At 38.8% G+C, this 26,659-nt stretch carries 23 protein-coding genes; 17 read left to right on the forward strand and 6 right to left on the reverse strand.

What is annotated here, in order from left to right:
- The first annotated feature begins 125 nt into the window (after window positions 1-125).
- Window positions 126-1,019, forward strand: coding sequence for an SMP-30/gluconolactonase/LRE family protein (locus GSQ74_RS21440; RefSeq protein WP_158996244.1), 894 nt, complete (start codon window positions 126-128; stop codon window positions 1,017-1,019).
- Here GSQ74_RS21440 and GSQ74_RS21445 read toward each other — a convergent pair whose 3' ends face one another.
- Entirely contained in the window at window positions 1,020-1,958 is a 939-nt protein-coding gene (locus GSQ74_RS21445) for a sensor histidine kinase KdpD (protein WP_158996245.1), read from the reverse strand.
- A 624-nt stretch (window positions 1,959-2,582) separates the two neighbouring features.
- Between GSQ74_RS21445 and clpB the strand changes: the two genes are divergently transcribed.
- On the forward strand, window positions 2,583-5,192 hold the full coding sequence (clpB, locus tag GSQ74_RS21450) for an ATP-dependent chaperone ClpB (protein WP_158996246.1): 2,610 nt from the start codon (window positions 2,583-2,585) through the stop codon (window positions 5,190-5,192).
- Window positions 5,193-5,261: 69 nt separating this feature from the next.
- On the opposite strand, the gene GSQ74_RS21455 is transcribed toward clpB, so the two are convergent.
- Window positions 5,262-6,878, reverse strand: coding sequence for a YXWGXW repeat-containing protein (locus tag GSQ74_RS21455; protein ID WP_216846792.1), 1,617 nt, complete (start codon window positions 6,876-6,878; stop codon window positions 5,262-5,264).
- Window positions 6,879-7,105: 227 nt separating this feature from the next.
- Between GSQ74_RS21455 and GSQ74_RS21460 the strand changes: the two genes are divergently transcribed.
- On the forward strand, window positions 7,106-7,495 hold the full coding sequence (locus GSQ74_RS21460; protein ID WP_216846793.1) for a phosphoribosylpyrophosphate synthetase: 390 nt from the start codon (window positions 7,106-7,108) through the stop codon (window positions 7,493-7,495).
- A gap of 1 nt (window position 7,496) precedes the next feature.
- On the opposite strand, the gene GSQ74_RS21465 is transcribed toward GSQ74_RS21460, so the two are convergent.
- The gene (locus GSQ74_RS21465; protein ID WP_158996247.1) at window positions 7,497-8,063 is read right to left on the reverse strand and encodes a hypothetical protein; all 567 of its coding nucleotides are present in this window, start codon (window positions 8,061-8,063) and stop codon (window positions 7,497-7,499) included.
- 102 nt (window positions 8,064-8,165) lie between these two features.
- Here GSQ74_RS21465 and GSQ74_RS21470 point away from each other — a divergent pair, with 102 nt between their 5' ends.
- From GSQ74_RS21470 to guaB, 3 genes are all read left to right on the forward strand, one after another.
- Window positions 8,166-9,443: a pitrilysin family protein gene (locus tag GSQ74_RS21470; protein WP_158996248.1), complete on the forward strand. Its 1,278-nt coding sequence runs from the start codon at window positions 8,166-8,168 to the stop codon at window positions 9,441-9,443.
- Window positions 9,444-9,508: 65 nt separating this feature from the next.
- Complete coding sequence (locus tag GSQ74_RS21475; protein ID WP_158996249.1) at window positions 9,509-10,786, forward strand: pitrilysin family protein; 1,278 nt, start codon at window positions 9,509-9,511, stop codon at window positions 10,784-10,786.
- 107 nt (window positions 10,787-10,893) lie between these two features.
- On the forward strand, window positions 10,894-12,363 hold the full coding sequence (gene guaB, locus GSQ74_RS21480) for an IMP dehydrogenase (protein WP_158996250.1): 1,470 nt from the start codon (window positions 10,894-10,896) through the stop codon (window positions 12,361-12,363).
- A gap of 373 nt (window positions 12,364-12,736) precedes the next feature.
- Here the strand turns inward: guaB and GSQ74_RS21485 are convergent, their stop codons facing one another.
- Window positions 12,737-13,237 (reverse strand): FUSC family protein, encoded by a 501-nt coding sequence (locus GSQ74_RS21485; RefSeq protein ID WP_158996251.1) that lies wholly within the window; start codon window positions 13,235-13,237, stop codon window positions 12,737-12,739.
- 163 nt (window positions 13,238-13,400) lie between these two features.
- On the opposite strand from GSQ74_RS21485, the gene GSQ74_RS21490 reads away from it, so the two are divergent.
- From GSQ74_RS21490 to GSQ74_RS21505, 4 genes are all read left to right on the forward strand, one after another.
- Window positions 13,401-14,885 carry a sodium:solute symporter gene (locus tag GSQ74_RS21490; RefSeq protein ID WP_158996252.1) on the forward strand — a complete coding sequence of 495 codons (1,485 nt, stop codon included), beginning with the start codon at window positions 13,401-13,403 and terminating at the stop codon, window positions 14,883-14,885.
- A gap of 24 nt (window positions 14,886-14,909) precedes the next feature.
- A complete protein-coding gene (locus tag GSQ74_RS21495; protein WP_158996253.1) occupies window positions 14,910-15,617 on the forward strand; it encodes a TIGR00730 family Rossman fold protein in 708 nt (235 codons plus the stop codon).
- A gap of 78 nt (window positions 15,618-15,695) precedes the next feature.
- On the forward strand, window positions 15,696-16,175 hold the full coding sequence (locus GSQ74_RS21500; RefSeq protein WP_158996254.1) for a hypothetical protein: 480 nt from the start codon (window positions 15,696-15,698) through the stop codon (window positions 16,173-16,175).
- Window positions 16,176-16,329: 154 nt separating this feature from the next.
- A complete protein-coding gene (locus GSQ74_RS21505) occupies window positions 16,330-16,509 on the forward strand; it encodes a DUF6496 domain-containing protein (protein WP_158996255.1) in 180 nt (59 codons plus the stop codon).
- Between the two features lie 56 nt (window positions 16,510-16,565).
- On the opposite strand, the gene GSQ74_RS21510 is transcribed toward GSQ74_RS21505, so the two are convergent.
- Window positions 16,566-16,712 carry a lmo0937 family membrane protein gene (locus GSQ74_RS21510; RefSeq protein ID WP_158996256.1) on the reverse strand — a complete coding sequence of 49 codons (147 nt, stop codon included), beginning with the start codon at window positions 16,710-16,712 and terminating at the stop codon, window positions 16,566-16,568.
- A 320-nt stretch (window positions 16,713-17,032) separates the two neighbouring features.
- Between GSQ74_RS21510 and mqnE the strand changes: the two genes are divergently transcribed.
- The 7 genes from mqnE (at window position 17,033) to GSQ74_RS21545 (ending at window position 24,645) form a co-directional block, all read left to right on the forward strand.
- Window positions 17,033-18,226: an aminofutalosine synthase MqnE gene (mqnE, locus tag GSQ74_RS21515; protein WP_158996257.1), complete on the forward strand. Its 1,194-nt coding sequence runs from the start codon at window positions 17,033-17,035 to the stop codon at window positions 18,224-18,226.
- 54 nt (window positions 18,227-18,280) lie between these two features.
- Window positions 18,281-18,907 carry a histidine phosphatase family protein gene (locus GSQ74_RS21520; RefSeq protein ID WP_174236945.1) on the forward strand — a complete coding sequence of 209 codons (627 nt, stop codon included), beginning with the start codon at window positions 18,281-18,283 and terminating at the stop codon, window positions 18,905-18,907.
- A 129-nt stretch (window positions 18,908-19,036) separates the two neighbouring features.
- Window positions 19,037-19,777: a menaquinone biosynthetic enzyme MqnA/MqnD family protein gene (locus GSQ74_RS21525; protein WP_158996258.1), complete on the forward strand. Its 741-nt coding sequence runs from the start codon at window positions 19,037-19,039 to the stop codon at window positions 19,775-19,777.
- A 76-nt stretch (window positions 19,778-19,853) separates the two neighbouring features.
- Window positions 19,854-20,654: an SH3 domain-containing protein gene (locus tag GSQ74_RS21530; RefSeq protein WP_158996259.1), complete on the forward strand. Its 801-nt coding sequence runs from the start codon at window positions 19,854-19,856 to the stop codon at window positions 20,652-20,654.
- A gap of 132 nt (window positions 20,655-20,786) precedes the next feature.
- A complete protein-coding gene (locus GSQ74_RS21535; RefSeq protein WP_158996260.1) occupies window positions 20,787-21,596 on the forward strand; it encodes an SDR family oxidoreductase in 810 nt (269 codons plus the stop codon).
- A 229-nt stretch (window positions 21,597-21,825) separates the two neighbouring features.
- Window positions 21,826-22,302, forward strand: a complete 477-nt coding sequence (locus tag GSQ74_RS21540; protein WP_158996261.1) for a hypothetical protein — start codon at window positions 21,826-21,828, stop codon at window positions 22,300-22,302.
- 138 nt (window positions 22,303-22,440) lie between these two features.
- Window positions 22,441-24,645, forward strand: a complete 2,205-nt coding sequence (locus GSQ74_RS21545) for a bifunctional alpha,alpha-trehalose-phosphate synthase (UDP-forming)/trehalose-phosphatase (protein ID WP_158996262.1) — start codon at window positions 22,441-22,443, stop codon at window positions 24,643-24,645.
- A gap of 114 nt (window positions 24,646-24,759) precedes the next feature.
- On the opposite strand, the gene GSQ74_RS21550 is transcribed toward GSQ74_RS21545, so the two are convergent.
- On the reverse strand, window positions 24,760-26,544 hold the full coding sequence (locus GSQ74_RS21550; protein ID WP_158996263.1) for a glycoside hydrolase family 15 protein: 1,785 nt from the start codon (window positions 26,542-26,544) through the stop codon (window positions 24,760-24,762).
- Between the last annotated feature and the right edge of the window lie 115 nt (window positions 26,545-26,659).

Consider the following 26,659-nt stretch of genomic DNA (forward strand, 5'->3'; position numbering starts at 1 on the left):
AACAAAATCTCAATTAAACTTTATAAATTCAGTCCCTCGTATTGCTTTAAGTGATTTCGGTTTATACAATAAGGAAACCATTGATGAGTCACCTGTTTTAGCTAAAATTGTTAGAAATTTAAAAAATGCAAAATTTAAAAAAAGTAATTATTTGTTTGGGATTAACATTTAGTTGTTTACCTGTTTTTGCTCAAGTTGCCCCATATGATACAACCGTAAAGCCACAATTAATATCCTGTCAGTTTGCATTTACCGAGGGTGCATCTACAGATAAATATGGCAATGTGTTCTTTACCGATCAACCCAATAACAAAATATGGGAATATGACATCAATGGTAAGTTATCAGTGTTTTTAGATAGTGCGGGCAGATCAAACGGAATGTACTTTGATCGCCATGGCAACCTGGTTACCTGCGCCGACGAACATGATCAATTATGGAGCATCAGCCCCAAAAAGAAAATAAAAGTGTTGCTGACCAACTTTAACGGCCATTTGATGAACGGCCCTAATGATATTTGGATAGATGCCAAAGGCGGTATATATATGACCGATCCATACTACCAACGTAATTACTGGACAAGGACTAAATCAGAATTGGACGGGCAAAAAGTTTATTATCTACCCAAAGGCAGTCACCAACCTATAATAGTTGATAGTACTATTAAAAAACCCAACGGTATTGTAGGTACACCTGATGGCAGATATTTGTACGTTGCAGATATTGGCGATAATAAAACTTATAAATACACCATCAACAAAAATGGTACTTTAAGCAATAGAGTGCTGGTAATTGAACAAGGAGCCGACGGTATCACACTTGATGAAGAAGGTAATATCTATTTATGCGGAAACGGTGTAACTATCTATAACCCTTTAGGTAAAAAGATTGGACATATTGCAATTAATGAACCATGGACAGCGAATTTGTGCTTTGGTGGTAAAAATAAGGATGTACTATTTATCACAGCATCAACAGCTATTTATACGGTAAAAATGAATGTGAAAGGGGTGGAGTAATTAATTAAAAACAGGCAGCTTTATTGTAAAAGTTGAGCCTAGGTTTTCAACGCTGTGAACTTCAATTTTTCCTTTGTGCCGTTCAACTATCTGCTTTACAATGCTTAATCCTAGCCCGGTTGACTGTTCGCCATGGATGCCTGTACGACCAGCTTTCGAAAAACGTTCAAATAAGTGCGGTAGCATATCTTGGGGAATCCCTAATCCATGATCCTTTACCTCAATAATTGCCATTTTATTTACCTTATCGAGCTGTATTTCTATCTTACCACTCTCCTTTGAGAATTTAAGCGCATTGCTAATCAGGTTATCCATCACCCGGTGGAATTTCTCTTTATTAATTTCAACATACAGAGGAATATAAGAGCTATTAAAGGTGATGGTGCTACGGGTTTCGTTGTGTATTTTCCAGCTATCAATAACCTTCCTGATAAATAAGTTTAAATCAACCTGGGTAGTTTCTATTGTATTTTGATCATCGTTTCGGGCGGCCTCTAGCAGATCAAGAATTATTCCCCTGGCCTTTACACATGATTGTTTGATGATATTGATGTTATCGCGGGTTTCATCATCAAGTTCGTCCATTTCCATAATCATAGCAGTGGATTCTACAGCAGCTAATGGATTACGCAGATCATGCGCGACCATCCCCAATACCTGATCTTTAAAGCTGGCCGCGTTTTCAATCTCGTTGTTCTTTTCGCGTATCTCAATAACCTGTTTATAGTAATTGGCTTTGTAAGAGTAAAAATAGCGTGAGGTTAAATAAAACCCACATAACAAGATGATAGAAATCAGCTCATTATACACTATCTCAGTAGGGCTAACCTGTGCATAAATTAACATTGAGGTAAAAACTACTGCTATAGCAATTATAAGCAGTAAGGTTTCGTACAGTTCAAAAACAAATACTACGCTAATAATTACCAGCGGTAGCATGTAAAGTGTTAGCGAATTACTTGGATCAGATGTAGCAATAAAACTTGATATAATACCGCACGCTATCAGGTATAAAGAGAACAAAAAAAAGAAAACGCTTATAATAGCGAGTGGTTTACGGTTTCTTTTGTAATAAGCTATCAACAAGTAACTACAGATAAAAAAAAGAGGCGTTACAATAATGTACAGCCAATTGGTATAATCAAATTCCGGGAAATTTTGCGCTTTGGTAAGACTCTCCGGAAAGATAAGATATAGCGATCTTATGATTAAATTAAGTATTAAAAAAAAAGCGCTGCAAGTGCGAACCGCTATCAGATTTTGTAGCGTATAAGTATTACGATATGCGATTGCATATTTATTCGGTATCTTTTTTAAAAATGGGGTATTCAATTTTTATAGCTATAAGGTGTAAGCAAAAATAAAGAAATTAAAAGAGAATGGTCTATTGAAATTCTATTGATGATTGCTAAATATGATTTAAAACTTTCCAATTGTGATACCTGTTATCTTATAATCAAATCACTATTATCTCTTTTGACAAAAGGGCATGCAATTTTGTTTTTAAATGACAATTTTTCATAAATGAATACATGGTCGACTTTTTGAATAGCATTAATCACTATGAACTTTAACAACTTTACAATTAAAGCACAGGAAGCTGTACAAAAAGCTTCTGAAATAACCAGCGGCAACCAGCAGCAGGCAATTGAATCTGCCCATTTGCTGAAAGGCTTATTGCTGGTTGATGAAAACGTTATATCTTATTTATTAAAAAAACTAAACGTTAACCTTAACCGGTTAAACGAGATATTGGATCAGCAAATCGCGTCATACCCAAAAGTTAGCGGGAGCAATGTTTATTTATCATCCTCATCAAACACGGTTCTGCAAAAGGCACAATCATATTTAAAAGAGTTTAAAGATGATTTTGTATCTGTTGAGCATATTTTGTTAGGCATTTTAGCAACAAGTGATGCAACCAGCAGCGTATTGAAGGATTTTGGTGTAAATGAAAAGGACCTTAAAAAAGCCATTCTTAGTTTGCGTGGCGACAATAAGGTTACGGATCAAAATGCGGAAGCTACTTACAATGCCTTAAATAAATATGCTCGTAACCTTAATGAATATGCCGAATCTGGTAAACTTGACCCGGTTATTGGCCGTGATGAAGAGATCAGGCGTGTGATCCAAATTCTATCCCGCAGGACTAAAAACAACCCAATTTTAGTGGGTGAGCCGGGTGTAGGTAAAACAGCCATAGCAGAGGGTATTGCCTTTAGAATTATTAAGGGTGATGTACCTGAAAGCCTGAAAACAAAAACTGTTTATTCGTTGGACATGGGTTCGCTTATTGCGGGTGCTAAGTACAAAGGTGAATTTGAGGAGCGGTTGAAATCCGTAATAAAAGAGGTTATTCAGGCTGACGGCGAGATCGTTTTATTTATTGACGAGATTCACACCCTTGTAGGCGCGGGTGGCGGCGAAGGCGCTATGGATGCGGCTAACATTTTAAAACCTGCCTTAGCCCGTGGCGAATTAAGAGCCATTGGCGCAACCACTTTAAACGAATACCAAAAATATTTTGAAAAGGATAAAGCTTTGGAACGCCGTTTCCAGATGGTGTTGGTTGATGAACCAGATACACAGGACGCGATTTCTATCCTTCGTGGATTAAAAGAACGTTACGAAGCTCATCATAAAGTGCGAATAAGAGATGAAGCAATTATTGCCGCCGTTGAAATGTCGCAACGTTATATTGCTGACCGGTTTTTACCGGATAAGGCTATCGATTTAATGGATGAGGCCGCATCAAAATTACGTTTGGAAATGGATTCCGTACCAGAAGCGGTGGATGAACTGGAGCGTAAGATAATGCAGTTGGAGATTGAGCGCGAAGCAATCAAACGTGAAAAAGATACCCAAAAGGTATCTGCTTTAAGCGAGGAAATAGCCAACTTATCCGCCGATCGTGATTCTTTACGCGCCAAATGGCAAGGTGAAAAAGATTTGGTAGATGGTATCAACCTAAAAGTTGAACAGATTGAAAACTACAAACTGGAAGCCGAACAAGCCGAACGTGCTGGTGATTACGGTAAAGTAGCCGAATTACGCTACGGTACTATTATTGAAGCGCAGGCAGAAGTTGAAAAGCTAAAAGCAGCATTGTTAGAAAACCAATCCGATAGCCGTATGCTAAAGGAAGAAGTTACTGCCGATGATATTGCAGGCGTGGTTTCCCGCTGGACAGGTATTCCGGTTAATAAAATGATACAAAGCGAGCGCGAGAAATTACTGAGTCTGGAAGATGAGCTGCACAAACGTGTAGCAGGGCAGGAGGAAGCTATTGAAGCGATAAGTGATGCTATTCGCCGCAGCCGTGCCGGGTTACAGGATAAGAAGAAACCAATTGGTTCATTTATATTCCTGGGTACAACTGGTGTGGGTAAAACGGAACTTGCAAAAGCATTAGCCGATTACTTATTTAACGATGAGCAGGCCATGGTGAGAATTGATATGAGTGAGTACCAGGAACGCCATGCGGTATCCAGATTGATCGGTGCGCCTCCGGGCTATGTGGGTTATGATGAAGGCGGACAATTAACAGAAGCCGTTCGTCGCAGACCATACAGTGTGATTTTGCTGGATGAAATTGAGAAAGCTCACCCGGATGTATTCAATATCTTATTACAGGTATTGGATGATGGCAGGCTGACCGATAACAAAGGTCGGGTGGTGAATTTTAAAAACACCATCATCATCATGACCTCTAATATCGGGTCAAATATTATCCAGGAAAATTTCCAGGATTTGGAAGACGATAACCGCGATAGCATCATCGCGAAAACAAAGAACGAGTTGTTTGATCTGTTAAGAAAAACTATTCGCCCGGAATTTTTAAATAGGATAGACGAGATCATCATGTTTACCCCGTTAACGCGTAACGAAATAGGCGAGATTGTTAAACTGCAATTTAAACAAGTGCAATCAACCCTTGCCGAAATGGGCGTAACCCTTGAAGCATCTGAAGAAGCACTCGACTGGCTGGCACAGTTAGGTTATGATCCGCAATTTGGCGCAAGGCCGTTAAAGAGGGTGATACAAAAACGGATATTGAATGAGCTATCCAAACAAATCCTATCGGGCAAAGTTGATCGCGACAGCAAGATAAAGCTGGATGTGTTTGATAACAATTTTGTTTTCCTAAACACGTCAGAAACTGCCGAAGTTTAATATACTTAAATGCATCATATAAGTAAAAAGAGCTTCCTTTTGGGGAAGCTCTTTTTTTATGGCAGATTATTATTGTTTTTTATCGTCAGTTTGAGGAGGTGCCTGTCTGGCAGGAACAGGTTTAGCTCGTCCTTGCTGAGCAGGTGTTTTATTCAAGTTATTACCACCCTGCGTCCTTTGACCATTAAAGCCACCAGGTACTTTTGGCGTATTGTTATTTGCAGGCACCTTTGGTGCATTACTATTTCCCGGGGCTGCATTAGGCCTTGTATAATTACTGTTAGGGCCACGTTGTACAATAGTATTTGTACCTGTGTTATTATTATTTGGAGTGTTAACAGCAGGCCTGTTGTTATTTGAATTAGTGGTATTATTTGTTGTACCGGCATTGTCTGGCTTGCCAAAATTGCTATTAGAGCCACGCTGCACAGTAGCATTTGCACCTGTGTTATTATTATTTGGAGTGTTAACCGCAGGCCTGCTATCATTTGTATTAGTAGGATTATTGTTTGTTGTACCTGTGTTGTTCGGCCTGTTAAAATTATTATTAGCGCCGCGTTGTGCAGGGGCATTGTTATTACCCGGCGTTCTTGCAGTATTATTATTATTATTATTATTATTATTAAATCCTCTTGGATTTTGTGAGTGATCAGGTATATGTTTCTCGTTTGCTGCCTGTAGTTCTGTGGTGGTTGGCCTTACATTAACACCACCCGGGCCGTTAAAACTAACCCGTGCATGCGGGCTTGTCTGAACCACTGTACGGTCAACAAACGTATTATGTACAACAGTTACATTAACACGTACTACAGCAGTATTGTATCTAAAATGGCCTCCAGACCAATTTCCACCGTTGTAACCACGGCCACCATATCCATAACCATAATATATTCCGCCATAGTAACCTACTTCGCTTCCCCAATATCCAGCGTGAAACATATAACGGTTACCCCCGAATCCCCAGTAAGGTGGAGTCCATAACAGGCCTGTTTCTGGTGGGGCAACCCAACTACCATTTACCCAGTAATAACCACCTGCAGGGTTATAAGCCCAGTAACCCGGTTGCCATAAATAGCCATCAACAGGGCATTCGGGCTGCTCGTCAGTTCTTAAAACAGGCGGCGCGTTATCCGTGTAAACAGGTTGATCAGATTCATCATCTGCTTGTTGGTCATTATTCGCCGTTTGGCCCATTGCAGCCGGAACCGGCGGACCGGATGGTGCTTGCTCATTAAACTTACCAAATGCAAGGCAATTGTTAAGGTTTGTAACATTGTAGCCCTGTATCAATTCAGGTTCCCAGGTCTGGGCAACTTTATCATAATAATACAATGTATTCTGATCTACATTATAGGAGAAAGTATACATATTTACGGTTTGCCCAAAAATCTTGGTATCAAGCGTTAGCTGATAAGCATTACCGCCGGATGGATCCATCTGGGTAATCACCAGGTTTTTATGACCGGGTGCTATAGTTGCCTTGGCACGATTGGTATTGCTAACCAGATCAATAAAAGCATCTTTAAATAAAGTAGCGGCATCATCTTGTGCCAAAACTTCCTGACCGCTTTGTGGGTCTACAACATAAATAACGGCTGTTGGGTGTGTATCTGTAACCTGGTTTTGAGCACTGCATACGCCACAGGTAATAGCCAGAAATAAAACGGTAAAACTAAAAGACTTCATTTTCAAATTAAAGGAAAGTTATAAACTGTATAAAACAAATTTTTATAATAAAACTTTAAATATACCCCAATTATTGACATTAATAATTGTTTTTACTGAATAATAACCTGCAATAAATTATTAATTAAATATTTAATAGAAGCAGCGTCTTTAAATTGTCAATAGTTAAAATCGAAAACAAACGCATGGTAAGCGGGTTATTATTTTAACAGCTAATTAAAATAATCATGACAACATATAACAATCTTGTAGAGGCCACTAATGATTTAATGAAACGCGGATATACCGCTAACTTAAGCTTAGATGATGATACCATTGACGATAAGGAAAATCATATTAAAATGACGGCTGATGATTTTGTTATTGATGAGTTCTATCGTTTTGAAGGTATAAGCAATCCGTCGGATATGTCGATTGTTTATGCGGTAACATCTGATAAATATCACTTAAAGGGGGTATTGATTAACGCGTTCGGTACCTATGCCAACACCAGTTCATCAGCTGTGCATGCAAAATTAAACCATGAGCAAATTAGCGGGCATCTACACCGCAAAGATAAACCTACTGCTGATAATAAAGGTGGAAGTGGTGGCATTAATAATGGTAAAGTGGTGTGAGCTAATCGCCTGCTTTTAAAGCATTCAATATTTTTTTGCCACGCGATTGTATAGCTGCGGAACCATTAATCATTAAGAATTGCAGTTGATTAGTAAGTTCTTGAGCAATCCATGGGTAACGGTATCGTAAATTGAATAGTGCTTCAGCAGAAAATACTTTTACCGCTATTAAAACTTTGGGGGCTATCATCCAATCAAAATACTGCTCTATAATGGGTTTAAGATTTTTATTTTGCAGTTGCTCTTTTACCAATGGATGTATTTTAGGTGATGTAAGGTGCATAATTATTTTGGCGTAATGCCGTTGGCAACTTGAATAGTTAACTTTTGTAAATTGAGTTAGCAGGTAATCAATTTCAGTTAAACAGGCTAATGGGTTAGATAATATCAAATTTTCCAACAACCAAGCCGCTCGAAACGCAATAGTTTTATTTGGGTAGAAAGTAAGGTCAATCAAATCACGTAAAGGCAATCCTTGCTCTATGAGTATCGCCTTTAGTTTATTAACCTTAGTTTTGCCAAAAGTAGTGGTCAAGTGTTTAATTAACTCTGTTTGCGTCATCATCATACAAAAATAAGTAGTTGATTTTAACCTTAAAATCAAAAAATTTATAACCTTACGCCAAAAATTATACATTTGTTCACTCGTTTTTAAACGGGGTATTACCATATGGTTAAATTTAATCGATTCATACTTGATAACGGCCTTCGCGTAATTGTTCACGAAGATCATACAACACCGATGGCTGTGCTAAACATACTTTATGATGTTGGCGCACGCGATGAAAACCCTGAGCAAACCGGCTTTGCCCATTTGTTTGAGCATTTGATGTTTGGCGGTTCAGTCAACATCCCGAGCTATGATGAACCGCTGCAAAGGGTAGGAGGCGAGAATAATGCCTTCACCAGCAATGATATTACCAATTATTATATTACTCTGCCATCGGCCAATTTAGAAACCGCTTTTTGGTTGGAGAGTGACCGCATGCTTAACCTGGCGTTCAGCAAAAGAAGCCTTGAGGTACAACGTAATGTAGTTATTGAAGAGTTTAAGCAGCGCTACCTGAACCAACCTTATGGTGATGTTTGGTTAAAGCTACGCCCTCTCGTTTATAAAAAACATCCTTACCGATGGGCCACTATCGGCGAAAAGATAAAGCATATTGAGGATGCCAAAATAGAGGATGTAAAAGCGTTTTTCAAGAAACACTATACCCCGCAAAATGCCATTATGGTTGTTGGCGGCGATGTTACTTTAGCTCAGGTGAAAGAACTTTCAGAAAAATGGTTTGCCCCGATCCCCGCAGGAGAAAAATATCACCGTAATCTGCCGCAGGAGCCTGAACAACATGATGAGCGCCGCGAAACGGTTACCGCCAAGGTACCTTTGAATGATGTTTATATCGCTTTCCAGATGGAGGGTCGTTTAGCTCAATCATATTATGCTACTGAATTGATGTCCGACATTCTTTCGCGCGGGCATTCGTCACGTTTATATAAAAGCCTGGTAAAGGAAACCCAAATATTTAGCGAGGTACATGCTTACATCAGTGGTAGTTTAGATACCGGTATGTTTGTATTTGAGGGGAAACCTTTAGAAAACATCAGCATAAAACAAGCCGAAGCAGCAATTTGGGAGCAGCTAGAGATCTTAAAATCAGGCGAAATCCCTGCTGATGAGCTAACCAAGGTAAAAAACAAAACGGAATCAACCATGATATTCTCCGAAATGTCGCTGTTGGAAAAGGGGATGAACCTGGCCTGGAACGAATTACTTGGCGATGCTGATTTGATAAATCAAGAAACTGAAAAATATCTTGCCGTTACCGCTGCCGATATAAAAGAGCAGGCCAACAAATTATTTAGAAGAGATAATTCATCCACACTTATTTACCTGGCTGAATCAGAAAATGCGGAAGTTGATGAAGCCGAAACTATATCTGCTTAAATATTTTTTTGAATAAGATTTCCGGTCTTGCCCATATTCGGCACATCCGGAATAAAGAACTAAACATGTTAGAAAGAAAACAAGCGCCTGAATTTAAGGCTATAGATCATATCAAATTATTACAACCGGAGCATACTAAATTGAGCAACGGTTGCAACATTTATTGCCTTAACTCCGGTGATGCTGAACTGGTTCGTATTGAATGGATCTTCGGTAATCTGCGTTTTGATCCCGCCAAACCATTATTGAACGCGGCAGTAAACAGCATGCTTACCGATGGCACAAAAACCATGAACGCCGCTCAAATTGCTGATGCCATAGATTTTTATGGCGCGTTTTTACAGGCTGAATATGGCTACGATAATTCGGAGGTAACATTATTTAGCCTAAATAAACACCTGGCGAGTACTTTGCCTATTGTAAAGGATATTTTCACCAACGCTATTTTTCCTGAAAAGGAATTGGAAACATATGTGCGCAATCAGCAACAAAAGCTACAAGTAAGCTTACAAAAGAACGATGTTGTTGCCCGTCGCAATTTTAATAAAGCTATTTTTGGCGATACCATTTATGGTTTTGCCGCTGGCGCTGATGATTATAAAACGCTTAAGCGCGATGACCTGTTATTACATTATCAGCAAATGTATCAACCTTCAAATTGTACCATTATCATTGCTGGTAAAATAGAAAAGGAAACCCTGGATCTACTAATTTCCACCTTCGATAAAGGTTGGGATAATACTGATAAAGCAATTGATACAACACAGCCCCCTGTTACACCGGCTGCCGAGCATTTTTATCTTACTGAAAAGCCCGATGCTTTGCAATCTGCTATTCGTATGGGTATGCCGCTTATCAATCGTACCCATCATGATTTTCCATCGGTACAGGTTTTAAATACTGTTTTGGGTGGATATTTTGGTTCAAGGTTAATGGCCAATATCCGCGAGGATAAAGGTTATACCTACGGGATAGGGTCAGGCATGAGTTCATTAAAACATGCAGGCACACTATTCATCGCTACAGAAGTTGGTGCCGAGGTTTGCAAAGCTGCTGTAACAGAAATTGAGAAAGAGATTAACATTCTTAAAAAAGAATTGATACCTGAAGATGAGCTTGCCTTAGTGAAAAACTATCTGCTAGGCTCATTATTAGGCAGCCTGGAAAATGTTTTTTCTCATGCTGATAAATTCAAAACCTTGCATTTCGCTGGATTAGGTTATGAATATTATGACCGTTATACCGAAGTTATTAAAACCATTAATGCCGATGAGCTACTTAAATTAGCTAATCAGTACCTGGATTTTAATAAATTTTATAAAGTGATTGTAGGTAAATATTGATAAACGGAATTATCATCCGCAAATCATCAAATCAATAATTCTAAAGTCGGGTATTCAAAACCCGATTTTTTTTGTACCTTTGTCCTGCAAATAATAAAATATTTGCCATGCAATCAAACCCCTCCAAATTTGTTGCCGAAGGTTTAACCTACGATGATGTCCTGCTACTTCCCGCTTACTCTGAAGTGTTACCACGTGAGGTTGACACCAGTTCTTATTTAACAAAAAAAATAAAAATAAACATTCCGTTGGTTTCAGCGGCAATGGATACTGTTACCGAAGCTGCTTTGGCAATTGCTATGGCGCAGGCCGGTGGTTTAGGTATGCTTCATAAAAATATGAGCATCCAACGCCAGGCTGATGAGGTTCGTAAAGTAAAACGTTCTGAAAGCGGAATGATACAGGACCCGGTTACACTACATGAAAATGCTTTATTGGGTGATGCTTTCAAAATAATGAAAGAATACCGCATTGGTGGTATCCCGGTAATTGACGGCAATGGCAAATTGAAAGGAATCCTGACTAACCGCGATCTTCGTTTTGAGAAAGACGCTACCAAACCGGTAAGTGAGATCATGACCAAAACTGATCTGATCACCGCGCCAAAAGGAACAACTTTAGTACAAGCTGAAGAGATCTTGCAAAACCATAAAATTGAGAAACTGCCTGTTGTTGATGCAAGCGGGGTTTTAATAGGTTTGATCACCTTTAAGGATATTCAAAAATTCAGAAATTTCCCGAATGCCTGTAAAGACGAGCATGGCCGCTTACGTGTAGGTGCTGCTGTTGGTGTTACTGCCGATACTATGGAGAGGGTAGAAGCATTATACAAAGCAGGTGTTGACGTTATTGCTATTGATACTGCTCACGGTCACTCATTAGGTGTAATCAATAAATTAAAAGAAGTAAAAGCCGCATACCCAGATTTGCAAGTTATTGCAGGTAACGTAGCAACCGGTGAAGCTGCCTTAGCTTTAGCCAATGCAGGTGCGGATGGTGTAAAAGTGGGTATCGGTCCGGGTTCTATTTGTACAACCCGTATTATTGCAGGTGTAGGTGTACCTCAATTATATGCAGTATACGAATGTGCCGAGGCTTTAAAAGGTACAGGTGTACCTGTTATTGCTGATGGTGGTATAAAACACACAGGCGATATTGCGAAAGCTATCGCCGCAGGTGCTGGATCGATCATGGCAGGTTCATTATTTGCAGGCGTTGAAGAATCACCGGGCGAAAGCATTATTTACGAAGGCCGCCGTTTTAAATCATACCGTGGTATGGGTTCAATCGAAGCGATGGAATCAGGTTCAAAAGACCGTTATTTTCAGGATGTGGAAGATGATATTAAAAAATTGGTTCCTGAAGGTATAGTAGGTCGTGTACCATTCAAAGGAACATTAGCTGAGGTAGTTTATCAATACGTTGGTGGCTTACGCGCCAGCATGGGCTATTGCGGTGCTAAGGACATCCCAACATTACAAAACGCTAAATTTGTTCGCATAACATCTTCAGGTATCCGTGAATCACATCCACATGATATTACGATAACTAAGGAAGCTCCGAATTATACAAGATAATAATATTCAATTCCCTCATTGTCATTCTGAGCGTAGCGAAGAATCTATACGGTGTAAACTACTTTACAGATTCTTCGCTACGCTCAGAATGACAATTTTGTGTACTGTACCTTGATACAAGTGAAACACTTGGTACATTCGGTACACTTTTTACCCTAAAAACACCCTTTAAAGTACCAAAAACGCGGTTATTAGACCTGTTTTTCACCTCAAATCGACCTTAAAAACATCAAATTTGGCCTAAAAAACCTCGATTTTAGCTCATTTTTACCTTAAATTTCATCAAAAAAAGCACAAAATTCACCTTATTGTGTGCTTTTTTATAGCAAATATGTTTCAAAATGAAACAGGAAAATTCTATTGTAAACGGTTTTTATTTACCTTTCTTTACAAACCACTTCTCCGGCTTTAGCCAGTTGAAGGCCAGTGTTATAAATAAAGCCACCACGCATCCCGCCACTACGCAAACCACCCGCTCCAAAGCGATATACCAATGTTTGGTTTGCTCTACCTGTAAAGTAACAATGATCAATCCGGCAAGGGCGCTCCTGATCGTGCTGCTTATTTTAAATCCGATGCCTAAAAAAATGGTGATGATAATACCTATGCAAATGATGGCTAGCTCGGGCAATTGAAGCGGGTAGAGGCAGATACCAACACCGCAACCCAATGCATTCGCTTTAATACGATCATAAGCCTGGTTGTTGGTGCTATCAATCGAGGTAGCTAACGCTACCGAAACCAGCGACCAGTAAAAAGGGTATTGCGGAATTGCTGTATATAAAACATAGCAGATAATAACACCTAACAGGCATTTTATAATATAAATCACATGCGATAAATACTCCGATTTGTTCAGTTGAAAAATGCTCATGCATGTGCTAAATTATACAGGTAACTAGTGAATTTCATAACCAATCAAAGTTAAATTATTTGCATAGTTTCGATCATTATTTATATGATTTAAACTTAATCAAAATTTCTTTTTTCCGTTTTATTCCTATCTTGCTACCTGATACTGACACTAAAGTTTAAAAATGTCTCCAGCTGTATTATTATCCTTTATCATCGGTTACTTTTTGGTATTGCTGGTTATATCATACCTAACCTCGCGCAAATCCACCGATAACGATACCTTTTTTGTGGCCAACCGCAATTCAAAATGGTATTTGGTTGCCTTCGGGATGATCGGTACAGCACTGAGCGGGGTAACATTTATATCCGTTCCCGGTAAAGTTGGCGCACCAACTGGGGATCAATTCGAATACTTCCAGTTTGTGTTAGGTAACGCCGCTGGGTTTATTGTAGTGGCTACGGTATTGCTGCCATTGTACTATCGTTTACAATTAACCTCTATTTATAGCTATATTGAAGGCGTTTTAGGAAAGTGGAGCTATAAAACCGCTGCGGGGATATTTTTAATCAGTCGCATTATTGGCTCGGCGTTTCGGCTTTATTTGGTGGTGATCGTGTTGCAGAAGTTTATTTTTGATAGTTATCATATTCCTTTCGCCGTTACCGGGATGATATGCCTGTTGCTTATCTGGCTGTATACTTTTAAAGGTGGACTTAAGACTATCATTATTACTGATAGTTTGCAAACCTTATTCCTGGTATCATCGGTATTCTTATCCATCTATTTTATCTGCCGAAGCCTTAATTTAAATGCTATTGATGCCTTCGAGGCGGTGAAAAACAGCAGCTACTCCAAAATATTCTTCTGGGATAATTTCATGACCAGTAAATTCTTTTTCGCCAAGGCATTTTTAGGGGGCATGTTTATCACCATAGCCATGGTAGGCCTCGATCAGGATTTGATGCAGAAGAACCTCAGCTTGAAAAATATCCGCGAAGCGAAAAAAAACATGTTCAGCTTTACGGCTGTTTTCGTGGTGATCAATATTTTCTTTTTAAGTGTGGGCGCTTTGCTATATATGTATGCCGCTCACTACGGTATTAAGGTTGATAAAACAGATTATCTATATCCAACCATCGCCCTGCAATATTTGGGTATAGTACCCGCTATGATATTTATGCTGGGATTAACCGCGGCTACTTTCGCGACTACAGATTCAGCATTAACGGCTTTGACTACATCTTTTTGTGTTGATTTTTTAGGCTTCGCGAAAGGTGATACCATGAACAGTAAGAAAAAAGTGAATACCCGGCATTTTGTGCATGTGGGCTTTTCGTTTTTAATGTTGTTAACCATTATCATATTTAACGCTATTAATAATAAAGCTGTGGTTACGGCTATTTTCTCGGTAGCATCGTATACTTATGGGCCTTTATTGGGTTTGTATTGCTTCGGGTTGTTTTTTAGTAAGCGACAGGTTTTTGATAAACTGGTGCCGTTTATTTGTTTGATCTCACCGGCAATATGTTACTTTTTAAGTTCACACTCAAGCCAGTTATTCGGTTATACTTTTGATAACGAGCTGATCATTGTTAACGGGCTGATCACCATGCTTGGCTTGCTGATCACTTCATCTCCCAAAACAAAAACCGTAGTTTCCAATTAATACTTTTTACTCTATTTATATACTATGACAAATGATGATAAAATAAGGCGCGCGTTTGAAAATAAAGACTGGCAGGAAATTAAGGTTACCGACTCCTGGCAGATATTTAAAATAATGGCTGAGTTTGTTGATGGCTTTGATAAACTGGCTAAGATAGGGCCGTGCGTATCTATATTCGGTTCGGCGCGTACGCATAATGATAATAAATATTATCAAATATCTGAGACCTGTGCCCGCTTACTTTCTGAGCGTGGTTATGGTGTAATTTCTGGTGGTGGGCCGGGCATTATGGAGGCAGCTAACAAAGGCGCTTTTGAAGCCGGTGGTAAATCAGTAGGCTTAAACATAGAGTTGCCATTTGAGCAGTTTCACAACAGGTACATCGACCGGGATAAAATACTGGACTTTGACTACTTTTTTGTACGTAAAGTGATGTTTATGAAGTATTCGCAAGGTTTCATCGTATTACCGGGCGGTTTTGGTACCATGGATGAGGCTTTCGAGGCGATGACCCTGATCCAAACCGGGAAGATAGCCCGTTTTCCGATTGTTTTTGTTGGGGTAGATTACTGGGGCGGACTGTTTGATTGGGTTAAAAAGAATATGCTGGAGCATGAACATAACATAGCGCCAGATGACCTGAATTTGTATCGTTTAGTTGATACCGCTGAGGAGGCAACAGATCATATTTTCCGTTTCTACGATAAATATGTGCTGAAACCTAACTTTTAAAGGTGCTAATAAGATTGGTACAATAGTTGCATTGTTTGCTGTATATAAAATTATAACCAAACAATCTAACATAAAACCATGAGCACAAAAAGCACTAAACCTGAAACAAAAGGATTTTTTGAAAAGGTTAAAGAAACAATTGAAAATCTTTGGGATGATACAAAAGACAATGCCGAAGAGCTAAAAGATAAAGCAGGAGATAAATTAAACAGCATTAAAAAGTCGGTAGCGGATAAAAAAGAAACTGTTGCTGAAAAGGCAACTGCCACTAAAGCTACCGTTGATCACAAAGCATCTGTTGCTGCAACCAAAGCTAAAAGTACTGCAGCCGATGTAAAAGCCAAAGCTGATACCAAAGCGAAAGAAATAACCGCAAAAGTAAAAACTGAAGCTGCATCTGCCAAAAAAGAAGCGGCAAACGTAAAAGCTAAAGCAGTTACCAAAGCAAAAACAATAAGCGATAAAGCAAAAAGTGAAACCGCAACAGCTAAAAAAACGATAGCTGCAAAAGCAGGGGCCGCTAAAACTACTGTAAGAAAAGCCGTTGCTGCGAAGTAACTATTCTGCATCTCCCAAAATAGGAGAATTATAAAAAGGCGATGAATATCATCGCCTTTTTCTGTTTCAAATAACAGGTATTTTCTCTTTTAAATTAAAACCTATAATTTATGCGATTGTTATTATAGCATTGCTAACCATAAACTATACTAACATGGCAAAATATTCAGAAAAAGCAGGGGAAAAAGTAGAAAAAACCATGCACGAAATGAAAGAGGGAAAGCTTAAAAGCGGCAACAGCGATAAAAAAGTGACCTCACGAAAACAGGCCATCGCGATAGGATTATCTGAAGCGCGAAAAGAAGGGGCTAAAGTACCTAAAAAGAAATCTTAATAATGAAAAAGCCAGATTGGTAATACTAACCTGGCTTTTTAGTTTAAATGTAGATATTATGCCCTGCGAATAACGCCAAGGATTAATGCTATGATAGCGATTATCAATAATACGTGAATGATTCCGCCTGCTGAATAAGCGAAAAATCCGATAGCCCAGCATATTACCAGGATGACTGCAATGATGTACAATAGGTTTGTCATGGTTTTGTTGTGTTAGTTTCATTAGTATCATCTAAAACCATTCCATAACGTTATTTCTTTTGTAATGTGCTTATTTATAAGTAATAATCTATTTATACTGTTTGATATTATTAATATTATTTAAAATAATAGTCGTTTTTTGTCGTGCATTTAGGGCAGGTTAATTTTTATAGTTATTATTATCAAAACACCTTTTAGTAAGCTTAAGTTTAGGTCTATAGCATTCTGTTCAAAGCCCTAAAAAGAATGTTTAAACAGATAGATTAGATATTACATGGGCATTACATTTACATTTCTTACTTTTGTACAAAGGATTTTTAATGGAAGCAGCACGTAATTTACAGCTATTAATACAAAACCCGGATTTACCTGCTGATTTAAAACACATTGCAGAAAAAGTGCTGAATGCCGAGCGCATTACCTTTGATGAAGGTGTTTTACTTTTTGAAAAAGGCGAACTGGGTTATCTTGGCATCCTTGCCAATTACATACGCGAAAAGCGCCATGGCGACAACACCTATTTTAACCGTAACTTTCATATTGAGCCTACCAATCTTTGTGTTTATGATTGCAAGTTTTGTTCCTATTCAAGGTTGATAAAAGAACGCTCGCAAGGGTGGGAGTATACCATGGATGAAATGTTCGACATCGTAAAAAAATACGATAATGAACCTGTTACCGAAGTGCATATTGTTGGTGGCGTATTGCCTCAATACGATGTGGCTTTTTATTCGGAACTATTTACCAGGATCAAAAAACATCGCCCCGATCTGCATGTGAAGGCACTTACACCGGTTGAATATCATTACATATTTAAAAAAGCTAAAATAGATTATGCCACCGGCATGCGTCTGATGAAGGAAGCCGGTTTAGAATCGATACCAGGTGGTGGTGCAGAAATATTCCATCCGGAAGTTAGGGATCTGATCTCCAAAGATAAATGTACCGGCGACCAATGGTTGGCGATACATGAGGAATGGCACAAGCTGGGTATGCGTTCAAATGCTACCATGCTCTATGGTCACATCGAAAAACATTGGCACCGAATTGATCACATGGACAGGCTACGTACCTTACAGGATAAGACTGGAGGGTTCCAAACCTTTATACCACTAAAATTCAGGAATAAGGATAACCAGATGTCGGATGTGCCGGAATCAACTGTTATTGAAGATTTACGCAACTATGCTATATCACGTATCTACCTTGATAATTTTGATCATATTAAAGCATATTGGGCTATGATCAGTCGTACTACCGCTCAGCTTTCATTGAATTTTGGTGTGGATGATATAGATGGAACGCTTGATGATACCACTAAAATTTATACAATGGCGGGTAGTGAGGAGCAGCATCCGGGTATGAGTACCAGGCAACTGGTTGAGTTAATCAAGCACGTAGGCAGGCATCCTATTGAACGTGATACGCTATACAATGTAGTTACAGATTATAACGATTACCAATTCCCGGAAGAAGTTAAGCCTTCATTCTATAAATTGCCTGTAATTAACTAAAACTAAATAGTAAAACAAGCTTAGTTTTGTTTTGACTGTTTTGGTCAAATATAAATGATACAAAAAACATTATACATCGTTCGCCACGGGCAAACAGACCTTAACAAACAGGGAATTGTACAAGGGCGGGGGATGAACACCGATTTAAACGAAGAAGGCCGCAAGCAGGCCAGGCTGTTTTTTAATGCTTATAAGAATGTACCATTCGATAAAATATACATATCGGAATTAAAACGTACCCAACAAAGCATACAGCAATTTATTGATTTGGGTATACCTTACGAAAAACTGGAAGGCCTTGATGAGCTAGCCTGGGGTATACACGAGGGCCAACCCAGCACACCTGAAACCACTGCGCAGTTTTTAAAATTGGTACGTGATTGGGTTGATGGTAAACTCGACACCAAGTTTGAAGGAGGCGAAAGCCCCAACGAAGTGGAGGCCCGCCAAAAAATCGCGTTGGACATTATCATGAGCCATCCGGAGGAAAAAACTGTTTTAATATGCATGCATGGCCGCGCAATGCGTTTATTGCTTTGCCTGTTAACCGGTAAACCATTGAGTGAAATGGAAACCTTTCCGCATCAAAACCTGGTGCTATATAAAGTTACCTACGATGGCAATAAATTCGAGATCGTAGATTTTAACGACTCAGAACATTTGAAAGTAGCAAGTAGTTAGTATCAAGTATCGAGACTGATCTGCATACGAACTACAGAATACTATAAATCATCACCCAAAAACAAAAAAGTCTTGCTACTTGATACTAGCGACTTGATACTAAAAAAGCTACTTGATACTAGACTAAAAATGAAATTCAGAATATCGGCCGTTAGCTATACTAACACCAAACCATTTATATACGGCATACAACATACCGACTTTATTAATAAAATAGAACTCAGCCTCGATAATCCTACAGATTGCGCGCAGAAGCTGATTGACGATGTGGTTGATATTGGCCTTATTCCAGTAGCAGCCACGTTAAATTTACCTTACTGGGAGATTGTGTCAGATTATTGCATTGGTGCCGTTGGCGCGGTTAATTCGGTGTTTATTTTTAGCAATATCGATATTAAGGATGTGAAAAAGCTTCAGCTTGATCCGCAATCAAGATCTTCAAACAATCTATCAAAGGTATTACTGAAAAATTACTGGAAGGTGAGTCCGGAGTTAATTGAAGGTGCTGATGATTATACAACTTCAACAGATCCGGAAACAGCGTTTGTGCTGATAGGTGATCGTACATTCGGCCAAAAAGAAAAATACAAATACGTATATGATTTGGCTGAAGAATGGCGAAAATTTACAGGGTTGCCATTTTGCTTTGCGGCCTGGATCGCTAATAAACCAATTCCTAAGGAATTTGTTGACGAGTTTAACCAGGTTTTAAAGTTTGGTTTAGATCATCGGGCGGATGTAATTAAAGAACTGCCCGTCCGCAATGATTTCAACCTGGAAGACTACCTGATGCACAAACTGGATTTTGATTTAACCGAAGGAAAAAGAGAGGCGCTACACCTGTTTTTGAAGTATATAAAAGAACTTTAAAATTATTACCCTTCTTAATTAAACTAAATGCTTAATAATTAATCAAATAGGGGCTAACTATTTGTTTTGATTGAGCATGAAGGATTTCTATTACATTCTTGGTACGGATACAAATTGTTCGTCAATTGAAATTAAGGAGGCTTACCGTAAGCTCTCCAAAAAATTTCATCCCGATCTTAATCAGAATGACAAATACTTTGAAAGCCGTTTTAGGGAGATCCAGGAGGCTTATGAAGTTTTAAATGATCCTTTTAAACGCAAGCAATATGATGCAGCACTAAACAAATTTAAAACCGGCCAAAACGCACATACATCTGCAAGTGAGAAATACAAGGCTACTCCTTCAATCAGCAACAGAACCCGCATGGCTATTGACATAATATTCACTATTATTTTAATTTTAATCACCTGTATTTTTGGCGATTATGTAATTAAGGCCATGAATGCACCCGATCATTCAAAAGCCAAACAAATAACCGAAGTTATTACCCCTGAACCAATAATTAAAACTAAGCATCACAAGAAAAAGCATGGTTTAAATACTCAAATTGTTGATGCTATTCCAAAACAAATTTCGCCTACTAAACCTGCTAAATCAGATACTACAAAGATTCAGCAGCTACAAGCAGCGCGTGTTGAAACCAAACCTGTTAAAATTATAGCGGTAAATAATGGTTTTTTATATACTACCATGGTAAAAGCTAATGTAACCGGTATTGTAAATATGCGCGAGCAGGATAATCTGAGTTCCGAAATTGTTACATCGATTCCTAACTATTCACAAGTTGATGTGCTTGAAAAAGGTGACCGTTATTATAAAGTACGTTATAATAGCAATACCGGCTATGTACCTAAGTGGACTTTGCAGGTTAAGTGAATCTGGATGTTTTATAGATAGCTTGTTGTTGTGAAGCATAAGCTAACAATTGGGTATATCTTTTCTTTACCAAAACTAAATCCTTACAATTTCATTCCTTATCTTAACAGGTAAAACATTACATCTTACAATATGAATCAAATACAAACATTACAGGGCCAGGCAGCCTTGGTTACCGGCGCTGATAGCGGGATAGGTAAAGGCGTAGCCGTGGCTTTAGCTATGGCTGGTGCAAAAGTTATTATAAACCATGTTGACGCGCACGAGGTTGCAGAACAAACTGTCGACGAAATTACGGCTGCGGGTGGCCAGGCTTACGCTATACATGCAGATGTAAGCAATGAAGCCGATGTACAAGCCATGTTTGCCGAAATGTACCAGCAATACGGTACAATTGACATCTTAGTAAACAATGCTGGCCTGCAACGCGACTCCAAATTTGTGGATATGACCATGGAGGAATGGAATACAGTGATCGGTATAAACTTAACCGGGCAGTTTTTATGCTCACGCGAAGCGGCAAAGGAGTTTATTAAAAGAGGCGTTATTGAAGGCAGGAGCAAGGCTGCCGGAAAAATCATCTGTATGAGCAGTGTGCACGAAGTTATCCCCTGGGGTGGTCACGTAAACTACGCTACCAGTAAAGGCGGCGTAATGATGATGATGAAGAGTATGGCCCAGGAACTGGCTCCGCACAAAATCAGGGTGGTATCAATAGGGCCGGGTGCTATACAAACGCATATTAACCAATCTGCTTGGAGTACACCCGAAGCATTAAAGAGTTTATTAACCTTAATTCCTTATGATAGGATAGGTGAGCCTGATGATATTGGTAAAGTGGCCGCGTGGCTGGCATCGGATGAGGCTGATTATATCACAGGTACTACCATTTTTGTTGATGGAGGAATGACCTTATACCCTGGCTTTGCCGATAATGGGTGAATTTATTGTTAAAAAAGGGTTAATTTAAGGTTTTGTATCGATTTAGCAAGTTAGAAGTAAGTTATTAAGAAGGCTACATATTGTAATATATACACTAAGTTCATTGCGAAAAATTAAATTTTATTGCTTAAAAGCCTATTAATTATTAAAAATTCATAAAAATTCAAATTTATTGAGTAATTTAATAATTATGCCATACATTTGTTATGGATTTAAAATTTAAAACAACATGAAAAAGATATTTTTAACAATCGCAACAATTGGCCTTTTAGGCACGAGTGTTTATGCCGCTGATGGTGGTAAAAAAACCGAAAAAACTGCAACTGTTTCTTACGCTGTACAAAATGACTTTGAAGGAAATTTCAGTGATGCAAAAGATGTAACCTGGACAATAACCTCAAACACTCAAAAAGCAACCTTTTTATCAAATGGTGTTAAAAAGACTGCTTTTTACAACATGAACGGCGAGTACCTTGGTTTAACCCAGGATGTTGCTTACAGCACTATCGACGAGAAAGCAAAAAAAGAAATTGCTTCTCAATATGCTGGTTATGATGTTAATGAAGTAATTAAATTGGAAACAAACGGTGCAAACACAAATTTTGCTGAAACTGTTTACTTTGTTGACTTAAAAAGCAGCGCTGCTGAAGTTTTAGTTAGAGTAAATCAAAGTAATGATGTTTTCTTTTTTCAAAAAGTAAAATAACAAATTGCTCTAATACAATTTATTAAGCCATTGCGTAAGCAGTGGCTTTTTTGTTGTTATAGTATTTTACTAAACGCAGATATATACTAACTAAAACAAATTTGAACTCCAGGCATTATTAAGTAATACTATTTTATTATGCCTAAAACGATAATTATATCAAACAGATTACCAGTAAAAATTACTAAAAACAATAATGAGTACCAACTTTCGCCAAGTGAGGGCGGTTTAGCTACAGGTTTAGGATCGATATACAAAGACGGAGATAACGTTTGGATTGGCTGGCCTGGGCTTGAGGTTGAGGATCCGCAGGATCAGGATACCATCAACCAAAAACTAAATGACTTAAGCCTGTTGCCGGTGTATTTAACACAACAGGAGATCAGTGAATATTATGAAGGTTTCTCGAACGAAGTACTGTGGCCGGTATTTCATTATTATGCATCAAGCTATGCAAGCTATAGCCAGTCTAACTGGGACTATTACAAACTAGTAAATGAGAAGTTTAAAGATGCTGTTTTAAAAGTTGCTGAACCGGGTGATACCATTTGGATACATGATTATCAATTATTATTGCTGCCCGCACTGGTAAGAAATGCCCTGCCGGATGTTTCTATAGGCTTTTTTCTACATATACCTTTTCCATCGCATGAAATGTTTAGGTTGATACCCTGGCGCTCCGAGCTACTTGAGGGAATGCTGGGTGCCGACCTGATAGGCTTTCATACGTTTGATGATGTGCGGCACTTTTTGAGTGCAGTTACCAGGGTGTTACCCGTAACGTCATCAGCCAATATTATCAGTTCTAATGACCGGTCAATAGTTGTTGAATCGTTCCCTATGGGGATTGATGAACATAAATATGCTACGCTGCCAAAACAAAAGGAGGTTATCGATCAGATAAAACAGATAAAAGAAAGCTTTAAGCATACCCGGTTGATATTATCAATTGACAGGTTAGACTACAGTAAAGGTATTTTACAACGATTGGAAGCCTATGAACTTTTGTTAAATACACACCCAGAGTATATTAATAACATAACCCTTTACATGATCGTTGTGCCTTCGCGTGATACTGTTCCTCAGTATCAGCACCTGCATGATGAGATCGATAAAAAGGTGGGGAGCATTAATGCAATTTATCGTACGATGGACTGGACACCGGTGCATTATTATTACCGGTCGTTCCCAATAGAGGCACTTTCTGCGCTATATTATTCGGCCGACGTTTGCCTGGTAACACCAATGCGCGACGGCATGAATTTGGTTAGTAAAGAGTATGTAGCCAGCAGAATAAATAATGATGGTGTACTGATATTAAGTGAGATGGCAGGCGCATCTAAAGAATTAATTGATGCTGTTATTGTAAATCCAAATAACATTGGCGAGATATGCCGCGCTATTATAGAAGCATTAAATATGCCACTGGTTGAACAACAAGCCAGGATGCAGCAAATGCGTCAGTTAGTTGCAAAGTTTAATATTACACATTGGGTTAAAATTTTTATGGAGCGCCTGAAAGAGGTAAAAACATTGCAACGATCGATGCAGACAAGGCACGTGAGCGGGGCTACCGGGCAATCTATAATTAACCGCTATGCGAAAACTAAAAAAAGATTAATCTTTTTAGATTATGATGGCACATTAGTGGCTTTCAAATCTAATGTTGCCGATGCCAGCCCGGATCAGGAGTTATACCTGCTATTAGACCATCTTACCGAAGATCCGGCGAATCATGTGGTAATAATAAGTGGCCGGAAACACGAGAACCTGAACAATTGGTTTGATGATAGAAATATTTACCTGATTGCCGAGCATGGGGCTTGGCATAAACAGCAAAATACCCGTTGGCATAAAATACAAGGCTTATCAGACAATTGGAAACAGGACATTTACCCGATAATGGAAACATATGTTGACCGAACACCTGGATCATTTATAGAAGAGAAAACATATTCATTGGCCTGGCATTATCGTAAAGCTCAAAAAGGTTTGGGTGAATTAAGGGCAAATGAATTGATAGATAACTTAAAGTACCAGGCAAATGACAAGGGGTTGCAACTTTTACCCGGAGATAAGGTGCTGGAAATAAAGAATATGGAGATAAATAAAGGTAAAGCTGCTTTAACGTTAACCACGAATGAGGATTACGATTTTATTATGGCCTTCGGCGATGATTATACCGATGAAGATTTGTTTAAAGCTTTGCCCGACTCTGCAATTACCGTAAAGGTAGGAAGCAATATATCAGCCGCTAAATTCTATCTTAGAAGTCCAACTGAGGTTAGGCGCTTTTTGTTTGATTTGACAGAAAGTACTGTTTTGAATGATAAATCTATTTAATAATACTTGTCATTCTGAGCGTAGCGAAGAATCTTCTTCGATCTGTATAGCGAACTTTGCACTGTTAGAAGATTCTTCGCTACGCTCAGAATGACAATGGTTTATGATATATGTTTACAAGAATATAGGCCTATCCAACTTCATAGCTATCCGGTATGCGGCATTCATCAAACCTACATGGCTGTAAGCCTGCGGGAAATTACCCCATTGGCTGCCGTCATTTTCATCTACATCCTCACTAAACAATAGCAAGTGATTGGAGAATTGTAAAAGGTTTTCAAATTCCTTTATGGCATCATCCATGCGCCCAACGGCGGCTAAAGCTTCTACATACCAAAATGCGCATATCAGGAATGTAGTTTTAGGCCTGCCGAAATCATCTTTATATAAATACCTGTAAAATAATCCATTATCTGTCTTCAACTCCTTCTCTAATGCAATTAAATGATCCTTTGCTTTATCCGAAGTAGGGTCAAGGTAATTCATCAAAATTAATTGCAGGGTACTTGCATCTAAACTTGTGCCTCCGGCCGCATTGGTGTAAACCTTTCTTACCGGGTCGTAACAACTTTCAATATGTTCAGCCGCGCGATTTTTCATCGCGACAGCCCTTTCAATCAAATCATCATTTTTAATTGTTCTCGCCATTTTTTCAGCAGCGGAAGCACCAGCCCATTGAAACAGATTACTGTAGCAATGCACATCGGCCATGTTTCTAAATTCCCAAATGCCTGCATCTTTCTCATCTATCGTGGCTTCTATTTTTGCCAATAAAAACTCCAGCCATCGCGCGGAATCTTTCCGTTCAGAAAAAATAAAACGGTGGTCAGTATACAGAGGAAGAAGCGAGATCAAAACCTGCCCGTAAATATCATTCTGAATATGTTCATAAGCCTGATTACCAATGCGTACCGGTTGATTACCCTCGTAACCCTCTAAATCATCTAAAATAATTTCGGTAAGTTTTTTCTGGCCGGTTATGCCATAAAGCGGTTGGTACCGTTTGTCTTCGGCAACAGAAATATCCGTTACATAACCAAAATATTTCTCCATTTCTTCAAAATGGCCAATGTGATTTAAGGCAGTTATCACATAGTAAGTGTCACGCAGCCAGCAATAGCGATAATCCCATGTACGCCCACTTCCCGGTGATTCGGGTAAACTGGTGGTACTGGCAGCAATAATGGCTCCTGTGTCTTCATACTGATGAATTTTAAGCGTTAAAGCCGAGCGTATCACAACAGGTTGATAAAATGTAGCTATCGACGAGTGCTTGATCCATGTTTGCCAGTATTGGGTTGTCTCCCTTAAAAAACGCTCTGCTGTTGAAATAAGCGGGGCCTCTAATGGCTCACCATAAGTTAACACCAGGTATTTGGGTTCGTTCAGCACAAAAGCATGCTCATCAAAAACATAACTGATGGGAATATTGGTAGTAAGCCTGATATTTTCATCTCCACCCAAAAACTGAATATGATTGCTTCCACGGTTAACATTCAATTTAGTTTTACCATAATCAGAAACCGGTGTGCATTTAACGGTAACCCGTGGCGAGCCTTCTATAGCTTCAATCTTCCTGATCAGCATCAGCGGTTTATAATACCGTTGATTATAGTAATAGCGTGGTGCGAAATCCGTAACGCGATAAGAATTCCCATTATCAACGGTAATTTCAGTTACTAAAACATTAGTGTTCTCCAGGTAATATTGATGAGAAGTGTATCCACTTTGTGGTAAAATGGAGAATTCGCCACCTTTCTTTTTGTCTAATAATCCGCCAAAAATAAAAGTGCTGTCGAAACGTGGCCAGCATAGCCATTCAATGTTAGTATTTGTATTAATGTGCGCTAAAAAGGCGCAATTACCAATAATGCCGGTATTATAAGTGTGTTTTGCCATAAAATATAAGCCTACGTTGCTTTAAGTACTGTTTAACAACCATTAAAGCATAATGTTGAGTATAGATTACAATTTTATATTACCTATTGATTTTTAGCGTAAACAAATTTATATT

It is taken from the genome of Mucilaginibacter sp. L196 (genome assembly GCF_009765905.1).
In the GTDB taxonomy this organism is placed as follows: domain Bacteria; phylum Bacteroidota; class Bacteroidia; order Sphingobacteriales; family Sphingobacteriaceae; genus Mucilaginibacter.